Source organism: Microbacterium esteraromaticum (assembly GCF_028747645.1).
Classification (GTDB): Bacteria; Actinomycetota; Actinomycetes; order Actinomycetales; family Microbacteriaceae; genus Microbacterium; species Microbacterium esteraromaticum_C.
The window spans coordinates 2,992,808-3,013,793 of record NZ_CP118100.1; the positions used below are offsets into that span (position 1 = coordinate 2,992,808).

Below are 20,986 nucleotides of genomic sequence, written 5' to 3' on the forward strand. Positions count from 1 at the left end.
GGATGCCCCGAGCACCGCCGATTCGTAGCGTGGAGGCATGCGCTGCACTGAGTGGACGGAGTCGACGTGGCAACACATCTGAGCCTGGACGGCATCACCAAGAGCTATGGTTCCCGGGCGGTGCTCGACAGCATCCGATTCGACGTCGCCCCGGGGCGACTGACGGGCTTCGTCGGCGGCAACGGCGCCGGTAAGACCACCACGATGCGCATCATCCTCGGTGTGCTCGCGGCCGATGCCGGCACCGTCAGCATCAACGGCGCTCCGGCCACCGCCGCCGACCGTCAGCTGTTCGGCTACATGCCCGAAGAGCGCGGCCTGTACCCGAAGATGAAGGTGCTCGAGCAGGTCGTCTACCTCGCGCGACTGCACGGATTCAGCACAGCGGATGCCACCGAACGCGCCACCGCGCTGCTGACCGAACTCGGTCTCGGCGAACGCCTGGACGACAAGATCGAGGCGCTGTCGCTGGGTAACCAGCAGCGCGCGCAGATCGCCGCCGCTCTCGTGCACGACCCCGAGGTGCTGATCCTCGACGAGCCGTTCTCGGGTCTCGACCCGCTCGCGGTCGATGTCGTCGCCGGTGTGCTGCAGACGCGCGCCGCGCAGGGCGCCGCCATCCTGTTCTCGTCGCATCAGCTCGATGTCGTCGAGCGGCTGTGCGACGACCTGATCATCATCGCCGACGGAACGATCCGCGCGGCGGGTCCGCGTGCCGACCTGCGCGCAGAGCACTCCGCACCGCGGTGGGAGCTGCAGAGCACATCGGACGTCGGCTGGCTGCGCACCGAGCCCGGCGTGACCGTGATCGACTTCGAGGCCGGCGACGCGATCTTCGACGTCGACCACGACGACACCGCGCAGCGTGTGCTGCGCCGCGCGCTGGCCGACGGCGCCGTCTCGCACTTCGCTCCGCAGCGCCCCACCCTCGCCCAGATCTTCAAGGAGGTCATCCGATGAGCATCCCAACCGCTCCGGCGCGCCCGCGTGCCCTGTCCACCTCGCGGGGTGCCTGGCTCGTCGCCGAACGCGAGATCGGCGCGCGTGTGCGCAGCAAGGCGTTCCTGATCTCGACGGTGATCCTGGTGCTGGCCGTGTTCGGTGGCATCCTCTGGATGGGCATCGGCTCCAGCAGCAGCGGCACCACCTCGATCGCCGCGGTCGGTGGCGCCGCCGATGGGCTGGCCGCGTCGGACGCCTACGAGGTCACCGAGGTCGCCGGGCGGGCGGATGCCGAAGAGCTGGTGCGCTCGGGCGACGTCGAGGCCGCGGTCATCGAAGACAGCGCATCGCCGACGGGCGTGATCATCGTCGCCGATGAGTCGGCGCCCGACGGGCTGGTCGCGGCGCTATCGGTTGCGCCGACCGTTGAACTGCTCACTCCCAACGCCCCCGATTTCGGGGCCCGGTCCGTGCTGGGGCTGCTGTTCGGCATGGTGTTCATGATGGCGGCGATCTCGTTCGGCACACCGATCACCACCAGCGTGGTCGAAGAGAAGCAGACGCGGATCATCGAGATCCTGCTCTCGGCCATCCCCGCACGGGTGATGCTGGCCGGAAAGGTGATCGGCAACACCGTGCTCGCGCTCGGTCAGATTCTGCTGCTGATCGGCGTGGCCATGGTCGGGCTGATCGTGACGGGTCAGGATGATCTGCTGCGAGGTTTCGGGGCGCCGGTGCTGTGGTTCGCGGTGTTCTTCCTGTTCGGGTTCATCCTGCTGGCGGCGATGTTCGCCGCGGCCGGGTCGTTGGTGTCGCGACAGGAGGATGCCGGCGCGACACTGACACCGGTGATGTACCTGACGATGATCCCGTACTTCCTGGTGATCTTCTTCGGCGGCAACAGCACCGTGATGACCGTGCTGTCGTACGTGCCGTTCTCGGCCCCCGTGGCCATGCCGATCCGCCTGTTCTTCAGCGAGGCCCAGTGGTGGGAGCCGCTGGCGGCGCTCGCGCTGCTGCTCGCGTCGTGCGTGGCGATGATCCTGCTCGGCGCGAAGATCTACGAGAACTCGCTGCTGCGGATGGGCGCCCGCGTCTCGCTGAAGGACGCCCTGCGCGGCTAGGCGCCCCGCGCACTCGCCTCGCTGGCCGCCTCGCGCGCCGGTCGCCTTCCGCTGAGAAACCACTTCCCGTTTGAGAAACCACGTGTGTGCGTGTTTCTCAAACGGGAAGTGGTTTCTCGTCCAAGGGGCCGGGGCGCGGAGAGCGGGGCACGCGAGCGCGACGAGTCCGGAATATGCGCGTGCATAGGATGGTTGCAGAGTTCGGACGATGGGGTCCTCTTTGACCGACACTCCGAAAGGACCCTCCTGTGAGCAACTCCGTCCTCGACCGCGCCGCCCAGACCGATCACCCCGTGCTCGACGTCCTCGCCGGGCGCTGGAGTCCTCGCGCCTACGAGGCTGAGACCCCCATCGACGAGGCGAAGCTGGCATCCGCTCTCGAAGCCGCACGGTGGTCGCCCAGCGCGAGCAACTCGCAGCCCTGGCGGTTCATCGTCGCGCGACGCGGGTCGGCGGCGCACCATGGCATCCATTCGACTCTCGTCGGATTCAACCAGACGTGGGCCGGCGACGCGGCTGTGCTGATCGTCGCAGTGGCCGAGGTCGCGGGCGCCGACGGCGCCCCGATCAGCCACGCGGTCTACGACCTCGGTCAGGCCGTCGCTCACCTGTCGGTGCAGGCGCACCATGACGGACTGCACGTGCACCAGATGAGCGGTTTCGACGCCGCTCAGGTGAGCGAGACGTTCGGTCTCGATGAGCGTTTCGCGCCGATGACGGTGCTGGCGCTGGGTGAGATCGGCGACGCCGCGCGCCTTCCCGAGGTGCTGCAGGAGCGCGAGACCGCCCCGCGCGTGCGCCGCCCCCTCGCCGACACGGTGCTCGTCAACGCCTGACGCCCGCTCCTCACCGCGTGGGGGCGGAATCGGATGCTACGCCGTAGGCCGCCAGAAACACATCGAGCGCCTCGGTGACGTGCTCTTCGACCGTTCTGTCGCCCAGCGCCGCGGCGTCGCCGAGCAGCATTGCCCGGTTCACCGGCTCGCCCATGACGAGCCAGTTCAACTGCGTCGCTGCGCGTGACGGGTCGCTGACGGCGAGTTCACCGGCCGACGTCAGCGCCTCCAGACGCTGGGCCAGCGCCCGGATCGCCTGCTGCGCCCCCTGTTCGTAGAGCTCGCGGGCCAGCTCAGGAAACTGTGCCATGAGTCCGATGACCAGCCGGCGCAGCGCGAGCAGATTCGGCGCGAGCACCGTCTGCAGTTGCTGGATCAACACCCGCTCGAGTTGCTCACGCGCGCCTTCATCGCCGCTCGCCTCTTTGCGATGCACACGCTCGGTCGCCGCACGGGTCTGCGAGCGCACCAGTTCGAGGAAGAGCGCTTCCTTGGCGCCGAAGTGCCCATAGAGCGTCTGCTTGGCAACACCAGAACGACGCGCGATGGCATCCATGGTCACGCGCTCGTAGCCGTGCGCGAGGAACTCGACCTGCGCGGCATCGAGGATCGCCTCGCGCTTCGCGACGGACGAGGGGCGCAGCGCACGATTGGCGCTTGACGTTTTCATACGCATGAGTCTAGTTTGAGAGAAATCACACCGATCAGTCTTGAAAGTGGTGCGCCATGCCCTCACCATCCATGCAGTTCGACGCAGAGCTGGTTCGCGCAAGCGAAGCCGGCGGATGGATCGTGTTCGAAGCACCCGGGTCTGCCGAAGCGTTCGGCACGGGGAAGCCGGTACGCGTCGTGGGCACGTTGGACGCCGTCACGGTGGCTCTGACGTTGCTGCCCTCGGGGCACGGGTACCATCTCGGGCCGGTCAAGGCCGCGACACGCAAAATGCTCGGCAAGGATGTGGGCGACACGATCGCGGTGAGGATCGAGGCCGCAGCGTGAGCGTCCTGACCACGGTGAGAGGCGACCGCATCGCCTACGACGATTCCGGTCCGGCGGATGCCCCCGCCGTCGTGTTCATCACGGGCGCCGGCCCGGATCGCGCCGGCGACCCGACCACGAGGGCCACGGCCGAACTCCTGGCTGCCCAGGGAATCCGCTCGCTGTTCGCCGACCGCCTGGGACGCGGCGAGAGCGTGTCGAACGGCCCCATCACGCTCGACGCGCAGCTGGCCGCGATCGCCGAACTCGCCGCGATCTCCCGCGCTCCTATCGCGTTCGTCGGCCACTCATCGGGGTGCGCACTCGCGATGCTCGCGGCCGCCAGAGTTCCGAACGTCGCCGGGATGTTCTTGTGGGAAGCGCCACTCGGCCTCTTTCCCGAAGGAGCGGCGGCATGGTGGGCATCGGTGCGCGAATCGATCGACGCCGGCGACCTTGAGGCGGCGGTCGCGCGATACATGGCCGGGATGCCACCGGAGTGGCTCGATGCGCTGAAGCAGACCCCCGAGTATCCGCGGATCGTGCTCGGCTGGGTTCCCGACGGTGAGGCCCTGGCCGCCGTCGAGCAGCGCGGGTATGCCACGTCAGCGCCGCTGGTCGCACTCACAGCGACCGAGACGTTCCCGGGCATGGTCGCTACGGCCGACGCGTTGGCGGCCGCCGCCGCGACCGGAACCTCCGAGCGGATGCCCGGATCCGACCACGCCTGGAATGCGGATGCCATGGCACAACGCCTGGCCGATTTCCTGCATCCGCTCTCCTGACCATCCCCTCCCCTGCCCCTCTCCCCCTCCCCCGTCTATTCGTCACAAACCGGCCGAAAACGGGGCCGATAGCGCAGGTTTGTGACGAATAGACGGATGCGGAACGCGCCAGGTGCGGGGCCGGAAGGCGCGGCCGGGGTCAGGACTGGCTGGTGAGCACCAGGCCGGCGCCGTCAGCGGCGACGTCGACGCGCACAGTGTCACCATCGTGCACGTTGCCCGACAGCAGCGCCGTCGCAAGCCGGTTCTGCACCTCGGTCTGGATGAGCCGGCGCAGCGGACGAGCACCGAACACCGGGTCGTAGCCGCGCTCGGCGAGCCAGGCACGGGCATCCGGAGTGACGGCCAGGGTGAGCCGGCGATCCGCCAGCCGACGCTGCAGCTGATCCACCGACAGCTCGACGATCTGCGCCAGGTCGTCCTCACTCAGCGCCTGGAACATCACGATGTCATCAAGGCGGTTCAAGAACTCGGGGCGGAACGACTGCCGCACCAGCGCCATCACCTGTTCGCGCTTGTGCTCGGTCGACATGATCGGGTCGATCAGGATCGGCGACCCGATGTTGCTCGTCAGGATCAGAATCACGTTCGAGAAGTCGACCGTGCGCCCCTGACCGTCGGTCAGGCGACCGTCGTCGAGTACCTGCAGCAACACGTCGAATACCTCAGGGTGCGCCTTCTCGACCTCGTCGAGCAACACCACAGAGTACGGACGACGACGAACGGCCTCGGTCAGCTGCCCGCCCTGCTCGTAGCCGATGTACCCGGGAGGGGCACCCACCAGACGCGAGACCGAGTGCTTCTCGCCGTACTCGCTCATGTCGATGCGCACCATGGCGTGCTCGTCGTCGAAGAGGAACTCGGCGAGCGCCTTGGCCAGCTCGGTCTTGCCGACGCCGGTCGGGCCGAGGAACAGGAACGATCCGGTCGGACGACCGGGATCGCTGATCCCCGCACGCGAGCGACGCACAGCATCTGATACCGCCGTAACGGCGTCCTTCTGCCCGATCAGCCGCTTGCCCAGCTCGTTCTCGAGGTGCAGCAGCTTCTCGCTCTCACCCTGCAGCAGGCGCCCGACGGGGATGCCCGTCCACGCCGCGATCACCGCGGCGATGTCTTCGTCACTGACCTGCTCGTTGACCATGCGGCCCTCGCTGGAGACGGCAGCCTCGGCCTGCTCGGCCTCGGCGATCTCGGCCTGCAGACGCTTGATCGTCTCGTACTCGAGCTTGGATGCCCGGGTGTAGTCGGCATCGCGCATGGCGAGATCACGCTGGGTGATGGCATCGTCGAGCTTCTTCTTGAGCTCGCCGACCCGGTTGAGCCCTTGGCGTTCGCGGGCCCAGCGCTCTTCGAGACCGGCGAGTTCATGCTCGAGACCGGTGAGCTGCTCGCGCAGCGCCGCAAGACGCTCCTTCGACGCGGCGTCCTTCTCACGCTTGAGCGCGAGCTCTTCGAGCCGCATCCGATCGACCTGACGCTTGAGCTCGTCGATCTCGACCGGCGACGAGTCGATCTCCATCTTCAGGCGCGACATGGCCTCGTCGACAAGGTCGATGGCCTTGTCGGGCAACTGCCGGCTGGGCAGATAGCGGTTCGAGAGCGAGGCCGCCGCGACGAGTGCGCTGTCCGAGATCGTAACCCCGTGGTGCGCCTCGTAGCGCCCCTTCAGCCCGCGCAGGATCGCGACGGTGTCCTCGACCGACGGCTCACCCACGTACACCTGCTGGAAGCGGCGTTCGAGGGCGGCATCCTTCTCGATGAACTCCCGGTACTCGTTGAGCGTCGTCGCGCCGATCAGGCGCAGCTCACCGCGGGCGAGCATGGGCTTGAGCATGTTGGATGCCGCCACCGAGCCCTCACCGCCGCCGGCTCCCATCAGCACGTGCAGCTCGTCGATGAAGGTGATCACCCGCCCCTCGGACTCGGTGATCTCCTTCAGAACGCTCTTCAACCGCTCCTCGAACTGCCCGCGGTACATCGCACCGGCGACCAGCGCCGAGATGTCGAGCGAGATGAGCTCCTTGTCTTTGAGCGACTCGGCCACGTCTCCCGCGACGATCCGCTGAGCGAGCCCTTCGGCGACGGCGGTCTTGCCGACGCCGGGTTCCCCGATGAGCACGGGGTTGTTCTTGGTGCGTCGGGTGAGCACCTGGCTCACGCGACGGATCTCGCTGTCTCGGCCGATCACCGGATCGAGCTTGCCCTGACGGGCACGGTCGGTGAGGTTGATGCCGAACTGCTCGAGGGCGCTCTGCTGCTCTTCGTTCTGTGCGGGGTTGACCATTCGTTCCTCCTGAGGAGACTCCTTAAAACTTGAGTGGGGTTGACTCAAGTTTACTCGCACGGTGCGATCAAAGGCAAGCCATTCAATTCCCGCCAACTTCAATCGCTCCAGCGCCAGAAAGCGCGCAATCGCGAAAGGCCCTCGCGCGCGCCCGAAAAACTGACAACAGGATCGCGCTGAGCAGGGGGCTTAGTACGCGCACCACCTGGGGAGAGAAATGAACGACAACGTCGAGGTCAATACGCGCGCCACCGGCGCCGACAGCGCGGTACCGCGGCTGCACCGCCGAACAATCGTGAAGGGTGCCGCCTGGAGCGTGCCCCTCATCGCCGCGGCCGCCGCTGCGCCCGCGTACGCTGTGAGCGGATGCACGCAGGTCGGGCAGCTCGTCGAGACGCGCGCGACCACGCAGAACTTCGCCACCGCGCGCCCGGAAGTGCCGGTCACGATCCCGGCCGGCGTGACGCGGATGCACTTCGTCGTCGTCGGCGGGGACGGCGGCTATGCCGTGCGCAATGGCGGCTATGCCTCAGGGAAGGGCGCGTATCTCGAAGGCGATGTCGCTGTCACCGCAGGAAGCACCTTCTACCTGCAGGCCGGGGCGGGCGGTGAGTTCGGATGGTACCCCGACTCCGGCGGCGGCTACGGACGCGGGGGCAAGTCGCTCTACGGCAACGGCGGCAACGGCGGCGCGAGCACGGCCAGCGGCGCTGCTTTCCACGGTGACGGTGGTGGTGGCGCCAGCGCCCTGCTCGACGCGAGCCGCAGCCCGATCGCGGTTGCCGGAGGAGGAGGAGGCAGCAACACGAACTTCTACCCTGACGGGCCCAACGCCGCTCTCTATTCGGCAAGCCTCGAGCACGACCAAGTCGCCACCTATGGCAGCTCCTCGGTCACAGCATTCGGAGGAGCGTGCAACGCGGGCTTGCCCGGCGTGCGCGGCCAGACCGGCTCACTGGGTTGGATGGGCCAGCGCAGCTCGCTGGCCGAACCGACCCCGACGCAGATCGTGCTGATGTCGGGCGGCGGCATCGGCGGCGGCGCGGGCGCGAACAGCGGCGGCGCGGGCGGCGTGCCACAGTGGGTCGCCGGCCCGGACTTCGCCAACTACTGGGCACGCTCGGGCTCGGCCGGTAGCGGACGCAATGGCGGCAACGGCGCAGCCGCCCCCGGCGCCCCGACCGGCGGCGGGCCCGGCGGCGGTGGCGGCGGCTTCAGCGGTGGTGGCGGCGGAGCCGCCGTGGCGACTGCTTGGTGGGGCGTTCCGGCACCGTATGACGGCAAGTACGGCATCGCCGGCGCAGGCGGCGGCGGCAGCAGCTACTTGCGCGACGATGTCACGAACCGTATCACCCAGCTCGACCCGCGCCCCGTCAGCACCGACGACGGCGAGATGGGCTACGTGCAGGTCACCTTCTACACCTGCTGAAGCGAAGAGACAAGGACTTCATTCCCCGCCATGGTGCGTCAGTTTCAGCCATTGCGCTGACTCTGCCGTAACACCACGTCTGTTCTCGTGGTCTTCATGGATGGGCCACGCACCGCGCGGCCCATCCAACGCGCCGATGTGTTTCAATGCCGCCCGGCGGTGCACGAACCCCGGCACACTATGAGCAGCGCCCACTCGACTCTGCTGACCGGCGCGCCCGCGAGAATCACTGGCACAGGACGTCTTGGAGAAGGCGGATGAAGAACAATCCTCTCGACGAGCTGGCGCCTACCCACGAGCAGGAGGGGTGGCGCGCTCTTGTCGGCCACCGTCGCTACCGGCACTCGCCGGCGGCGGCGGAGAACGCCGACTGGGTAACAGCCTTCCTGCGGGGCGCGGGCCTGGACCTCATCAGCGGCGACCCGCGCCTGCTCGAGTTCAAGGCGATGCGTTTCAGCACGTTCCTCATCTCGCACCTACGCACGCCGGCTATACACGTCCGCTGGTCACGCGCGCGCGTGACCGCACAATCGCGGTACCTGTTGATCTTCGCCAACCACGGCTCAGTCAGCATTGACGGCGAAGCCGACCGCTGGGTGTCGGCCGGCGGCGGCCTCGGGGTCGTCTTCCCCGGTGATGAACCCGTCGACCTGCAGATCAGCGAGCAGAGCGAGGCGGTGCTGTTCGCGTTCGACCGCGACGAGATCGCCCCGCACATCCTCACGCCCACCAACATCGGCGATATTCGCCCCGGCACGAGTGTTTTCCGTGCCGCGTACGCCTATCTGCAGGCAGCTGTCGATGTTCCTCGCATCGCTGATCAACCCGACGAGGCAACCGAGGTGCTGCGCACACTTACCCGTGAAGTGGCGCGGGCACTGATGAAGGCGGCGATCACCGAGCACCGCTCGAGCGACACATTCCTGCGCGCGCAACGCACCATCGACGAGCACTCCGTCGACCCCGAGTTCGACGTCGATGCGCTGGCGGCGCACTGCAACGTGTCGCGACGCACGCTTGACCGCCTGTACGAGCATCAGGGGCTACGCCCCGCTCAAGAGATCCGCCGTTCGCGCGCCCAACGGGCGTTCCCGCTGCTCACCGCGAGCACATCGCTCACGCTCGACGAGGTGGTCGCCGCGAGCGGCTTCCGTTCCGTGACCACGATGAACCGGGCCCTGCTGGCCGTGTACGGTGTGAGCGCGAGCGCCGCCCGTCGTCCGGGTGCCGGCACCAGCGGGTAGACACTGGGCGCTCCCGCCCCGCCGTCACAGCCCGTCGGCGATGGCATCCCAGATCGCGTCGGCGACCACGCGCTTCGTGCCGGAGGCCGTCGCCAGCACCTCACCCTCGTCGCCGATGACGTGCACCGCGTTCTCGGCCGTCTCGAAGCCCCGCTGCCACCCGACCTCGTTGACGACGAGCAGGTCGACCCCCTTGCGCTCGCGCTTGCGGCGGGCGCGGGCGAGCAGTTCCTCGTCGTCGTGCGGGGTCTCGGCGGCGAAGGCGACCACGAGCTGTCCGGGTCGGCGGCGGGCGGCGAGCCCGGCGACGATGTCCTCGGTCTCGACCAGTTCGATGCGTTCGAGGCCGCCGGACTCTTTAGTGAGCTTTCCCGCCGAGATCTCGGCCGGGCGGTAGTCGGCGACCGCGGCGGCCATGACGATCACCGCGGCGTCGTCCGATACCGCGCGCATGAGCGCCGCGAGCTCGGCTGCCGTCCCGACGTGCTCGGTGCGGATGAGCGGATGCTGCGCGGCATCCACCAGCACGGACGCATCGATGTTCGCGGCCGCGAGCACCACTTCGGCGCCGCGGTCGGCGGCGGCGAGCGCGAGGGCGACACCCTGTCGCCCGCTGGAACGATTGCCCAGGTACCGCACCGGGTCCAGCGGCTCTCGCGTGCCCCCTGCCGAGACGACGACGCGCAGCCCGTCGAGGTCGCGGTCGCCGATCAGCGCGAGGGCCCGTTCGATGATGTGCTCGGGTTCCAGCATCCGCCCCGGTCCGGAGTCGCCACCGGTGAGTTCGCCGTCGTCGGGACCGAGGATCGTGACACCGCGCGAGCGCAGGGTGGCGATGTTCGCCTGCGTCGCCGGATGCTGCCACATCTCGGTGTGCATCGCCGGGGCGACGGCGACCGGGGCCGTCGTCGCGAGCAGCGTGGTGCCGACCAGGTCGTCGGCGAGCCCCGCCGCCATCTTTGCGATCGTGTTCGCGGTGGCCGGCGCGACGATCACCAGGTCGGCGGCTTGTCCGAGCGCGACGTGTCGCACGCGGGCGACGTCCTCGTGCACGCTCGTGGTGACCTGGTTGCGGCTGATCGCCTCCCAGGTGGGCAGGCCGACGAACCGCAGCGCGTCTTCGGTGGGCACGACGGTCACCTCGTGGCCGGCCTTGATCAGCAGGCGCACCAGGTGCACCGTCTTGTACGCGGCGATGCCGCCCGTGACTGCGACAACGATGTTCACGCCTCCGATTCTGCCCCACGCGCGCCGGCCGGGCATCCACGTCCGCTCGGCACCGCTGCATCCGCCGGTCATACCCGGCACTGCGTTCGCAACTCCGGAGAAACCTGTCGCTTGGGCCCGTTTCGGGCCTGTTGAGACCCGCACGCGGCAGATTCTCCGGAGTTGTGTACAGTCGGCCGGCGCACCGGGCACCCATAGACTCGATCTCATGTGCACCGTGGTGATCGACGTCGAGCTGGGGCAGGCGCGTTTGCTGGCCGTGCGCGATGAGGATCCGCAGCGCGACTGGGACGATCTGGGCGCCTGGTGGCCCGAGCACTACCCGGGTGTGATCGGCATCCGCGATCGCCGTGCCGGTGGCGCGTGGCTGGCGTTCGACCCGACGACGCGGCGCCTGGCCGTACTGCTCAACCGGGCCGACCTCGTCGACCTGCCCGAGAGCGACCTGCGCTCGCGCGGCGGACTGGTGCTCGAGTCGGTTGCGGGCCGTTCGCCCGCCGCGCCGGTGCGCACGCACGGGTTCAACCTGCTCGAGGTGACGCCCGAGCACTCGCGCGTGCTCACCTGGGACGGCGCCGCGCTGCGCGAGACGCCGGTCGCACCGGGCGTGCACATGATCGCGCACGACGATCTCGACGACGAGGCGACGGCGCGGATCTCAGCGTGGCTGCCCCGATTCCGCGCCGAGGCGCGACAGACGGCGGATGCCACGGACTGGGCCTCTCATTGGGCCGGCCTGCTCGCCGACACGACGACGCTCGACCCGACCGATGACCGGGCGATCATCCGCGACAACCGCGTGCACGGCTATCCGACGTTGTCGCTGCTGTACTGCACGGCCGAGATCGGGGCGGGCGGCGCGGCCGTCGACTCGCACGTGCTGCCCACACCCGGCCACTGGCACTGATCCACAGCACCACGAGCAGGCAAGCGCCCGAGCCCCACCGACCCCAGGTCGCCTCAGTCGCGCGCGGCGGCCTCTACGCTGTCGAAGACCCGCCCCTGCTCCTCCAGTCCGGCGAACCAGTCACCGCGGCGAGCCACCTCAGCGGCTCCGTCCGGAACGGCGGCCAGGCGCAGCTCGACGCCCGCCCCTGCCAGCTCGTCATCGAGCTCTCGCAGCGCGTCGAGCACGGTCACCGAGAGTGCGCGCTGCTGCGCGGCGTCGAGCACGAGCACGCGCAGTTCCGGCACGGCGGTGGCCGCATCGAGCACTGCGGACTCATATGACAGCGCATTGGCTGTGTAGAGCGGTCCGTGCAGGTGCACGGACAGCACACCGCCGCGGGGCTCGTCGACCGCCAGCCGCACCTTGTTCAGCTCGCGCAGCACCACGACGAACGTGCCGACGACTCCGACGGCCACGGCCACGAGCAGCCCCGCGGTCAGTCCCACGGCGGTCGTCACCGCGGCAACCCAGAAGTCAGACCGGTTCAGCCGCCAGAGGCCGACCAGGCCGCGCACGTCGATCAGAGCGGCGACGGCGACGAACACCAGCGCGGCGAGCACGGCCTGCGGCATGAGGCTGAGCACCGGCCCGAGAAACAGCGCGACGATCACCGCCATCGCGACCGTCACGAGGGCGGCCAGTTGCGAACGCGCACCGGCGGCTCGGTTCACGGCGCTCTGTGAGAACCCTCCGGCGGCGGGCAGCACCTGGAAGAACGCGCCGACAGCGTTGACCGCTCCGGCGGCGAACAGCTCGCGATTGCTCTCGATGCGCGGTTCGCCGGGGCGGCGGATGCTGCGCGCCACGGCACTGGATTCGAGGAACACCATCACAGCGATCGCAAACGCCCCGGGGACGAGCCCCGCCGCGTGCGCGAACGATGGAAGCTCGAACGGCGGCAGACCCTGCGGTACCGGATCGATCAACGCGACCCCGGCCTCGCGCAGCCCGCTGAAGGCCATCAACGCGATGCCGACCGCGACGAGCACGAGCGGGCCCGGCACCTTCGGCGCGAAGCGCTTGAGCACCAGCAGCGCGATCACCGACCCGACCGATAGCAGCACGGTCGCCGTATTCGCGTCGGGCAGCGCCCGGATCGCGGCGAGGATCGCTCGGAGGAACCCTTCTGCCGACGGCTCGATGTTCTCGCCCAGCAGCTTGGGCAGCTGACCGATTGCGACGGTGGCCCCGACTCCGATCTGCACACCGAGGATGGTCGGCTTCGAGATGTACTCGACCAGACCGCCCAGTTTCAGCATCCGAGCCAGCAACAGGATCACCCCGACGATCAGCGTCAGCGCCATCAGGTCGGGGATCGGGTTCTCGGCGTCGGCGGCGACGCCGGCCGTGAGCAGCGTCGTGGCGCTGAGCGTCGCGATGGTCGAGGTCGTCGACACGCTCATCGCGCGCGATCCGCCCAGCAGAGCGTACACGAGCATCGGCACCATGCAGGTGTACAGGCCGATCTGCACCGGCAGGTTCGCGATGGTCGCGTACGCCATCGCCTGGGGGATCACGACGGCGCCGGCCGACAGACCGGCCACGACATCGGCCCCGATCCACTCGCGCCGATACCCGCGCAGCGTGGGCGCGAGCCAGCTCAGCGCGGCAGGCCCGGAGGCCGGAGTGCTCATCCCTCACCCTGTGCGGGGAACACCTGCGACCAGTCGTCGGCGACGCTGATCACGGTGATGTCGTCGGCGGCGAGCGCCTGCTCGGCGCCCTTGTCGTACGGGGTGTCGCCGCGACCCGAGTGATCGTCGTGGTGCACCAGCAGCGCCAGTCCGCGCCGCGCCGTACCGTCGCCGACCGCGAACTGCAGCATGGGCAGGTCACCGTTCGCGTTGCCGGCGGCCAGCAGCGGGCGCCGTCCGGTGCGGCTCCAGATGCGCACCGGCTTGATGTGCCCGTCGTCGAGGTAGTCCAGGTTCGCCGAGTAGCGCACGGTGCGCGCCTCGGCGTCGTAGGTGAGGCCGTAGGCCGATCCGATGACCCGCTCCGGGGGGATGCCGTAGTACTCCTGTGTGATGCTGCGCATGAAGTCGCGTTCGCCACCCGAGACGATGTAGCAGCTGAATCCGTGGTGCTCCAGATAGCGCAGCAGTTCGCGCATGGGCTGGTACACGGCCCCCGAGAAGGGGGTGCCGAGGGTGGGGTGGGTCGCGGTGCGGAAGAACTCCGCGACGGATGCTGCATACTCGGCCACCGGCATGCCGTCGGTCAGCCCGACCAGGGCTCCCAGCAGCACCTTCAGGTCGCTGTCGTCACCGGCGTAGTGCTTCTCGACGGCGGCACCGAGCCATCCGAGATCCCCGGTCGCGACGGCCCGGTACGGTTGCCGCTCAGCGAGCGAGGGGTCGCGTTTCAGCTCGGCGGCCCACTGCCCGATGATGTAGTCGAGCTGGATGATGACCGGCTTCTCGGACCACAGCGTGCCGTCGTTGTCGAAAACGGCGATGCGCTCCTCGACCGGCACGGCGTCCGGGCCCGAGCTGACCGATTCGACGAAATCGACGATCTTCTGACGGGTGACGGTGTCGTTCCATGAGGGCAGATGGGTCATGACGGCTCCTCCGGTCGTATCTCTTGTGCATCCTGTCAGGCGCGACGGCCGCGCGCGAGCATTACGGTGGTGACATGGCCGATGACTCACGTGAGATGGTGCTGATCCCGGCGGGCTCGTTCCGCATGGGGTCGGAGGAGTTCTATCCGGATGAGCGTCCGGTGCACGTGCGTGAGGTCGCGGCGTTCCGCATCGACCGCTTCGCGGTCACGAATGCCGACTACGCCCGCTTCGTCGACGAGACGGGTTACGTGACGGTCGCCGAGCGCCCCCTCGACCCCGCCCTGTACGCGGGGGTTGCGGCCGAGGACCGTGTGCCGGGCGCCATGGTGTTCACCCCGACGAAGGGGCCGGTCGACCTGCGCGACTGGCGCAACTGGTGGCGGTGGCAGCCCGGAGCGCACTGGCGCGCCCCGTTCGGTCCCGGCTCATCGATCGAGCGCCGCGCCGACCACCCGGTGGTGCACGTCGCGTTCGAGGATGCCACGGCCTACGCGACCTGGGCGGGCAAGCGTCTGCCCACCGAGGCCGAGCACGAGTACGCCGCCCGCGGGGGTAAGGACGGCGCCCGCTTCGCGTGGGGTCCCGATCCGTATCCGGGCGGACGCGCTCTGGCCAACTCGTGGCTGGGTCGCTTTCCGTACGACAGTCGAGGCGTCGGTGGCACCGCGCCGGTGGGCTCCTATCCCGAGAACGGCTACGGCCTGTTCGACATGATCGGCAACACGTGGGAGTGGACCAGCGACTACTACACGCCCCGCCACATCGTGCCCACCGACCGCCCCGTCGATGCCGGCAAGCGCCAGAATCTTCTCGCCGCGGGCAGCAAGGGAGAGGGCGAGCAGATCCCCCGACGGGTGCTCAAGGGCGGGTCGTTCCTGTGCTCTCCGGACTACTGCCTGCGGTTCCGTCCCGCGGCACGCTCACCACAGGCGGAGGACACCGGCATGTCGCATGTCGGGTTCCGACTGGCATCCGATCTCTGATCCCAGCGAGCGTCACCCGCCCCGGGTGACGCCGCTCCCCCCGCGTTTGCCCGCTCTGACTAGCGTGATGCCCACGATGCGCGCGCTCCTGCGCGCCGTTCGAAGGGAGCACGATGACCAAGGAGTTCCGAGGCAAGATCGCCCTCGACGTCCGCGACTCGGTCGCCGACTGGGGCCCGTACGAGCAGCCGAAGGCACCTGAGGGGGCGCCGAACATCCTCGTCATCCTGTACGACGACACCGGGATGGCCTCCTGGTCGCCGTACGGCGGTCGCATCAGCATGCCCACGCTCGACCGGTGGCAGCAAGCAGCAGTGGCCGCTGTCCATGGGCTTCGACCGCTTCTACGGATTCCTCGGCGGCGAGACCAACAACTGGTACCCCGACCTGGTCGAGGACAACCACTTCATCGACCCGCCTGCCACGCCCGAGCAGGGGTACCACCTCTCGCAAGACCTCGCCGATCAGGCCATCCGCATGATCCGCGACCAGAACGCCTCGAACCCGTCCAAGCCCTGGTACACCTGGTTCTGCCCCGGCGCCAACCACGCACCGCACCACGCGCCGAAGGAGTACATCGACAAGTACAAGGGCGCCTTCGACGACGGGTACGACGCCTATCGCGAGTGGGTGCTCGGCCGCATGATCGAACGCGGCATCCTGCCCGAGGGCACCGCCCTCACCCCCATCAACCCGATGCCCGAAGACCAGGCGAACGCGGCCGACTACGTCAAGCCGTGGGACACACTCTCGGATGACGAGAAGCGCCTGTTCGCCCGGATGGCCGAGGTGTTCGCCGGATTCAGCGAGTACACCGACGCGCAGGTCGGCCGGGTCATCGACTACCTCGAGGACTCCGGCCAGCTCGAGAACACGCTCATCTTCTACTGCGCCGACAACGGCGCCTCGGGCGAGGGATCGCCGGACGGCTCGGTGAACGAGAACAAGTTCTTCAACGGATTCCCCGACGACCTGAAAGAGAACCTCGACAAGATCGGCGTGCTGGGCGGGCCCGAGACCTACAACCACTACCCCACCGGCTGGGCGACGGCGTTCTCGACCCCGTTCCAGATGTTCAAGCGCTACTCGCAGTTCTCGGGCGGCACGTGCGACCCGATGGTCATCCACTGGCCGGCCGGCATCACGGCCAAGGGCGAGATCCGGCACCAGTACCACCACTCGACCGACATCGTCGCGACCGTGCTCGATGTGATCGGCATCGAGATGCCCGAGGTGTTCCGCGGCGTCGAACAGCGACCACTCGACGGGGTGTCGATGAAGTACTCCTTCGACGCACAGCCCGACGGGCCGACCGAGAAGAAGGTGCAGTACTACACGATGATCGGCACCCGCGGCATCTGGAAGGACGGGTGGAAGGCATCCGCGATCCATGCGCCGCTGACCGGCCACGGCCGGTTCGACGAGGACCGCTGGGAGCTCTACCACGTCGATGAGGACCGCTCCGAGTCGAACGACCTCGCCGCCTCCCACCCCGAGAAGCTGAAGGAGCTGATCGACACATGGTTCTCCGAAGCCGAACGCAACCATGTGCTGCCGCTGGATGATCGCGCGGCGCGCGACCTGCTGACGATCGAGCGGCCGCAGTCCGAACCGCCGCGTTCGCGGTACGTCTACTACCCGCACACCAGCGCGATCGCCGAGAGCGTCGCCGTGAACGTGCGCGGCCGCTCGTACACGTCGGGCGAGCTGACGCCGGGAAAGCACGCGCTGGGCATGGAGTTCATCCGAGAAGATGCGGGAGAGCACGGCGAGTCCCTTGGCACCTGCAAGCTGTACATCGATGACCAGGTCGTCGCCGAGGGACCGATGCGCGCTCAGGTGGGCAAGTTCTCGCTCGGTGGTGACGGGCTGTGCGTCGGCTACGACAACGGCGACCCGGTCAGCGCGCAGTACGCCAGTCCGTTCACGTTCACCGGCACGCTACTCGGTGTCGGCGTCGACGTCAGCGACGAGCAGTACCTCGGACCTGGAACTGGAGGCGATGGCCGCTCTGGCACGCGAATAAGCACACCGACTGCAGACAGCGGCGCGCGTCTGCGCCATTATTGCTTTGTTGCCCGTGAAATCCCGATGATGAACGCATCGGGATCGCAGGCATCGCCGACTTTCCCAAGAAAGGAAAACACAATGGGGTTCTGGGATTTCTTCTGGTACATGATCTGGGCGTTCTTCTTCGTCGCCTATCTGATGGTGCTGTTCTCGATCATCGGTGACATCTTCCGCGACCATAAGCTCAACGGCTGGTTCAAGGCGATCTGGATCGCCTTCCTGATCTTCGTGCCGTTCCTCACCGCGCTGGTCTACCTGATCGCCCGCGGGCGGGGAATGGCCGAGCGCAGCGCTGCTTCGGCTCAGCAGGCGAAGGACGCGACCGACGCGTACATTCGTCAGGCGGCGGGCAAGAGCCCGTCGGATGAGATCGCCGATGCCGCGAAGCTGCTGACCGCAGGCACGATCACCACCGAAGAGTACGAGAAGCTCAAGGCCAAGGCTCTGGCCTGAGAATCGTCAGACACGAAGGGCGTCCGGCTGCTGCGGGGCGCCCTTTCCTCATGCCGGAAGCGGTTCGTCTCGGTAGAGCGCCTCGAACGTATCGAGCGTGCGGTTGATGTCGTGCCCGTTCACCCCGTCGAGCGATGCCCGTTGCATCCGCTCGTACTCCTCCGGCGCGGCGGTGAGCACGCGCGTGAGCTTGTCGACGAGATCGTCGACGTTCCCCGGCTCGAACAGATAGCCGTTCTCGCCGTCGTGCACGAGGTGCGGCAGCGCGACGGCGTCGGCCCCGACGACGGGAAGAGCGGATGCCATCGCCTCCATCGTCACGATGGACTGCAACTCGGCGATCGACGCGATCGCGAAGACCGATGACCGCGAGTACAGCTCGCGCAGCTGCTCATCGGACACCCGCCCGTGGAAGGTGACGCGGTCCGAGAGACCGAGCTGCGCGGTGAGCACCTCGAGGGCCTTGCGCTGATCGCCTCCGCCGGCGATGTCGAAGGTCACATCGAGAGCCGGGTCGAGCTTGGCCAGGGCGCGCAGCACGACGTCGACGTGCTTCTCACCTGTGAGACGCCCGACGAACAGGATGCGGTTCTTCTCGCGCGGCCCGATCACCGGCGTGTAGTTGCGGCGGTCGATGCCGCACGAGATCGGTACGACGCCCTCGATGTCGATCGTGCTCTCGAGGAAGTCGGCGGCCCGGCGCGTCGGCGTCGTCACCGCGCGGGTCATGTGGAAGGTGCGCTCGGCGTCTTCCCACGCGAACTTCAGCACAATGCGGTTCAGGAAGTCGGGCATCGTGGTGTGGTCGAGGATGTTCTCGGCCATCACGTGATTCGTGGCGACGATCGGAATATCACGCTGTCGTGCAATGCGGGCCAGGCCACGGCCGATCACGATGTGCGACTGGATGTGCACCACGTCGGGCTGCACCGCCGTGAGCACCTTGCGGGCGTAGTGCTTCGAACGCCACGGCCAGATGAACCGCAGCCAGTCGTGCGGCAGCCAGCGCACCGACGGCAGCCGGTGCATGGTCATCGGCTGCCCCTCGATGATCTCGGTGCGGGCGTCCGCGCGCCGGTAGCGGGTGTTCGGCGCGATCACGTGCACCTCATGCCCCCGCTCGACCAGACCCGCAGCGAGACGCTCGGCGAAGCGGGCGGCCCCGTTGATGTCGGGGGAGAAGGTGTCGCATCCGATGAGGATCTTCAGAGGACGTCCGGAGTCGGCAGAGCCTGTCGAGTGGTCGTCGGAGGAGGATGTCACGAAGGATGCTGCCTATCTGTCGCTCAGGGCCGCATGGCGCGGCCGGGGCGCACGCCACTCTACCGGAGGGGGCTGTATCGTCCGGGGCGGCGAGCCGTAGCATCCGATACCCGCACTCCCAGCGGGAAGCCGGGACGCTCGCGTAGCGTGGGAGCATGCGTCTGACTTCGTCTGCCGACTCCGAACTGTGGATGCCCGTGACCGGGTCGCTCGGGCTGCGCGGACGCCGGCACCGCAAGGCCGCGGTGCGGATGCTGATGGCGCAGGCGAACGCATCGCTCGGACACGACAGCCGGCCCGGGTCTCGGGTCGGTGCGTGGCTGGCGAGCCAGGCGATCCCGCTGGCGATGCGCAAGGCCGACGGACGGGTGCTCGCCTGGACGTGGAAGGCCGATCCCGAGCTCGTCGTCGCCATGGCCATGGCGCAGGAGCTCACTCCGCAGCTGCGCATGGCACGGGCTTCCATGCCCATGGAGTACGACGACACAGAGAACTTCCCCACCCCGCTCGGCGTGGGCGAGAAGCTGCTGATGCCGACGCCGCCGAACCCCGCATCGCCGCCGTCGGCGACGTACACGTGGGACACCGGCACGCACCTGATCACGCTCAACGCCGTCAGCGGCGACCGCGAGCGCTTCGGGACGGTCGAGCGGGCGCTGGATGACCTCGCGCGCAGCATCCGCATCGCCGATGACCTCACCGCGGGTGAGTCCGACGTTCTGCGCCTCCCCCCGGCCTGACCTGCCCTCTTTCCTCTATTTGTCACAAACCCGCGCTATCGGCGCCGTTCTGCCCGGGTTTGTGACGAATAGACGGGCTTGAAGGGGTGGGACGCTAGGTGTACTTCCCCGTGAGGTTGTGTACACGGGCTGATGGGGTTTGGCCGCTGATGCCGGTGTGGGGTCTGTGGTGGTTGTAGTGATGTAGCCAGGCCGCGTAGGCGGCGGTCCGTTCCGCTTCGCTGGTGTAGGGCTTCGCGTAGGCCCATTCAGTGGCTAGGGTGCGGTTGAATCGCTCGACCTTCCCGTTGGTTTGCGGCCGGTAGGGCTTGGTCCACTTGTGCTTCACTGTGTCGCCCAGCGCTTCGGCGAATGCGTGTGATCGATAGCACGCGCCGTTGTCGGTCATCACGGCGGTGACGGTTACGCCGATACCGGCGAAGAACGCGTTCGCGCGAGTCCAGAACCCGGCCGCGGTTTCCTTGCGTTCGTCGTCAAGGATCTCCGAGTACGCCACCCGTGAGTGGTCGTCGACGGCATGGTGCAGGTAGCGGTAGCCGCGGGAGCCCGTCGCGCCGGCGCGTGCCGCTCGTCCTCTTACGACGCCGGCAGCTCGGTCGTGCATCGACCCCTTCCCATGGATACGCCAACCGCCACCGTCCGGGATCCGTCCCTGCTTCTTGATGTCCACATGCACCAACTGCCCCGGTGCAGCAACCTCATATCGCTTTGGCTTTGACCTACGCACCGGCAGCCCGGTGGCCTGATCGACGGTGGTCAGCTTCGGCATCCCATACCGGGCCAGTACCCGTCCGACCGTCGAGCGATGCAACCGCAGGTGATATGCGATCCGATGCGGCCCCCACCGACGCGTGAACCGCAACGCGACGATGCGCCGCTCCGTCTTGCGCGGCAACTGATTCGGGGACCTCCGCGGCTTCGAACTGCGATCCGTCAGCGGCAGCCCAGCCCGACACCGATCGACCCACCGTTTCGCTGTCGCCGGCGAGCACTGAAAACGCTCCGCAGCACGGCGAAGCGACCATCCATCACGAGTTATCAACAGGGCAAGACGCCGGCGCCCCTCAGGCGTCAACGGAGCATTAGCGTGAGTCATGGAGACCTCCGGTT

Annotated in this window: 18 protein-coding genes and 1 pseudogene; 12 read left to right on the forward strand and 7 right to left on the reverse strand. The window is 68.1% G+C overall.

The window, feature by feature from the left end; genetic code table 11:
* Positions 1 to 66: 66 nt before the first annotated feature.
* The 3 genes from PTQ19_RS14395 to PTQ19_RS14405 all read left to right on the forward strand — a co-directional run bounded on the left by PTQ19_RS14395 (position 67) and on the right by PTQ19_RS14405 (position 2,902).
* Positions 67 to 960 (forward strand): ABC transporter ATP-binding protein, encoded by an 894-nt coding sequence (locus tag PTQ19_RS14395; protein WP_274367832.1) that lies wholly within the window; start codon positions 67 to 69, stop codon positions 958 to 960.
* Complete coding sequence (locus PTQ19_RS14400) at positions 957 to 2,066, forward strand: ABC transporter permease (RefSeq protein ID WP_274367833.1); 1,110 nt, start codon at positions 957 to 959, stop codon at positions 2,064 to 2,066. Before PTQ19_RS14395 ends, PTQ19_RS14400 begins: the two co-directional genes overlap by 4 nt.
* Positions 2,067 to 2,314: 248 nt before the next feature.
* A complete protein-coding gene (locus tag PTQ19_RS14405; protein WP_274367834.1) occupies positions 2,315 to 2,902 on the forward strand; it encodes a nitroreductase family protein in 588 nt (195 codons plus the stop codon).
* A 10-nt stretch (positions 2,903 to 2,912) separates the two neighbouring features.
* On the opposite strand, the gene PTQ19_RS14410 is transcribed toward PTQ19_RS14405, so the two are convergent.
* On the reverse strand, positions 2,913 to 3,572 hold the full coding sequence (locus PTQ19_RS14410; protein ID WP_274367835.1) for a TetR/AcrR family transcriptional regulator: 660 nt from the start codon (positions 3,570 to 3,572) through the stop codon (positions 2,913 to 2,915).
* A 56-nt stretch (positions 3,573 to 3,628) separates the two neighbouring features.
* Here PTQ19_RS14410 and PTQ19_RS14415 point away from each other — a divergent pair, with 56 nt between their 5' ends.
* Both PTQ19_RS14415 and PTQ19_RS14420 read left to right on the forward strand, forming a co-directional pair.
* The gene (locus tag PTQ19_RS14415) at positions 3,629 to 3,901 is read left to right on the forward strand and encodes a DUF1905 domain-containing protein (RefSeq protein ID WP_179409735.1); all 273 of its coding nucleotides are present in this window, start codon (positions 3,629 to 3,631) and stop codon (positions 3,899 to 3,901) included.
* Entirely contained in the window at positions 3,898 to 4,665 is a 768-nt protein-coding gene (locus tag PTQ19_RS14420) for an alpha/beta fold hydrolase (protein ID WP_274367836.1), read from the forward strand. The genes PTQ19_RS14415 and PTQ19_RS14420 overlap by 4 nt, the downstream gene beginning before the upstream one ends.
* Positions 4,666 to 4,804: 139 nt before the next feature.
* Here PTQ19_RS14420 and PTQ19_RS14425 read toward each other — a convergent pair whose 3' ends face one another.
* Positions 4,805 to 6,952 (reverse strand): ATP-dependent Clp protease ATP-binding subunit, encoded by a 2,148-nt coding sequence (locus PTQ19_RS14425; protein WP_274367837.1) that lies wholly within the window; start codon positions 6,950 to 6,952, stop codon positions 4,805 to 4,807.
* Positions 6,953 to 7,169: 217 nt separating this feature from the next.
* Between PTQ19_RS14425 and PTQ19_RS14430 the strand changes: the two genes are divergently transcribed.
* Together PTQ19_RS14430 and PTQ19_RS14435 are read left to right on the forward strand one after the other, a co-directional pair.
* Positions 7,170 to 8,381 (forward strand): glycine rich domain-containing protein, encoded by a 1,212-nt coding sequence (locus tag PTQ19_RS14430; protein ID WP_274367838.1) that lies wholly within the window; start codon positions 7,170 to 7,172, stop codon positions 8,379 to 8,381.
* 257 nt (positions 8,382 to 8,638) lie between these two features.
* Positions 8,639 to 9,625: an AraC family transcriptional regulator gene (locus tag PTQ19_RS14435; RefSeq protein WP_274367839.1), complete on the forward strand. Its 987-nt coding sequence runs from the start codon at positions 8,639 to 8,641 to the stop codon at positions 9,623 to 9,625.
* A 24-nt stretch (positions 9,626 to 9,649) separates the two neighbouring features.
* Here the strand turns inward: PTQ19_RS14435 and coaBC are convergent, their stop codons facing one another.
* Positions 9,650 to 10,852 carry a bifunctional phosphopantothenoylcysteine decarboxylase/phosphopantothenate--cysteine ligase CoaBC gene (gene coaBC, locus PTQ19_RS14440; protein ID WP_274367840.1) on the reverse strand — a complete coding sequence of 401 codons (1,203 nt, stop codon included), beginning with the start codon at positions 10,850 to 10,852 and terminating at the stop codon, positions 9,650 to 9,652.
* Between the two features lie 208 nt (positions 10,853 to 11,060).
* Between coaBC and PTQ19_RS14445 the strand changes: the two genes are divergently transcribed.
* Entirely contained in the window at positions 11,061 to 11,759 is a 699-nt protein-coding gene (locus PTQ19_RS14445; protein ID WP_274367841.1) for an NRDE family protein, read from the forward strand.
* Positions 11,760 to 11,812: 53 nt separating this feature from the next.
* Here the strand turns inward: PTQ19_RS14445 and PTQ19_RS14450 are convergent, their stop codons facing one another.
* Positions 11,813 to 13,435 (reverse strand): SulP family inorganic anion transporter, encoded by a 1,623-nt coding sequence (locus PTQ19_RS14450; protein WP_274367842.1) that lies wholly within the window; start codon positions 13,433 to 13,435, stop codon positions 11,813 to 11,815.
* Positions 13,432 to 14,364, reverse strand: a complete 933-nt coding sequence (locus PTQ19_RS14455; protein WP_206821488.1) for an HAD family hydrolase — start codon at positions 14,362 to 14,364, stop codon at positions 13,432 to 13,434. Before PTQ19_RS14455 ends, PTQ19_RS14450 begins: the two co-directional genes overlap by 4 nt.
* Before the next feature lie 95 nt (positions 14,365 to 14,459).
* Here PTQ19_RS14455 and PTQ19_RS14460 point away from each other — a divergent pair, with 95 nt between their 5' ends.
* The 3 genes and pseudogenes from PTQ19_RS14460 (at position 14,460) to PTQ19_RS14470 (ending at position 17,873) form a co-directional block, all read left to right on the forward strand.
* Positions 14,460 to 15,350, forward strand: coding sequence for a formylglycine-generating enzyme family protein (locus PTQ19_RS14460; protein WP_274369085.1), 891 nt, complete (start codon positions 14,460 to 14,462; stop codon positions 15,348 to 15,350).
* A gap of 327 nt (positions 15,351 to 15,677) precedes the next feature.
* Positions 15,678 to 16,511, forward strand: a pseudogene (locus tag PTQ19_RS14465) (sulfatase-like hydrolase/transferase); the annotation flags it as partial.
* 987 nt (positions 16,512 to 17,498) lie between these two features.
* Positions 17,499 to 17,873, forward strand: a complete 375-nt coding sequence (locus PTQ19_RS14470; protein ID WP_179409727.1) for an SHOCT domain-containing protein — start codon at positions 17,499 to 17,501, stop codon at positions 17,871 to 17,873.
* Positions 17,874 to 17,921: 48 nt separating this feature from the next.
* Here the strand turns inward: PTQ19_RS14470 and PTQ19_RS14475 are convergent, their stop codons facing one another.
* Entirely contained in the window at positions 17,922 to 19,136 is a 1,215-nt protein-coding gene (locus PTQ19_RS14475; protein ID WP_274367843.1) for a glycosyltransferase, read from the reverse strand.
* Between the two features lie 155 nt (positions 19,137 to 19,291).
* On the opposite strand from PTQ19_RS14475, the gene PTQ19_RS14480 reads away from it, so the two are divergent.
* Positions 19,292 to 19,876 (forward strand): hypothetical protein, encoded by a 585-nt coding sequence (locus PTQ19_RS14480; protein ID WP_179409725.1) that lies wholly within the window; start codon positions 19,292 to 19,294, stop codon positions 19,874 to 19,876.
* Between the two features lie 94 nt (positions 19,877 to 19,970).
* Here the strand turns inward: PTQ19_RS14480 and PTQ19_RS14485 are convergent, their stop codons facing one another.
* On the reverse strand, positions 19,971 to 20,972 hold the full coding sequence (locus PTQ19_RS14485; protein WP_274369086.1) for an IS481 family transposase: 1,002 nt from the start codon (positions 20,970 to 20,972) through the stop codon (positions 19,971 to 19,973).
* Positions 20,973 to 20,986 lie beyond the last annotated feature (14 nt).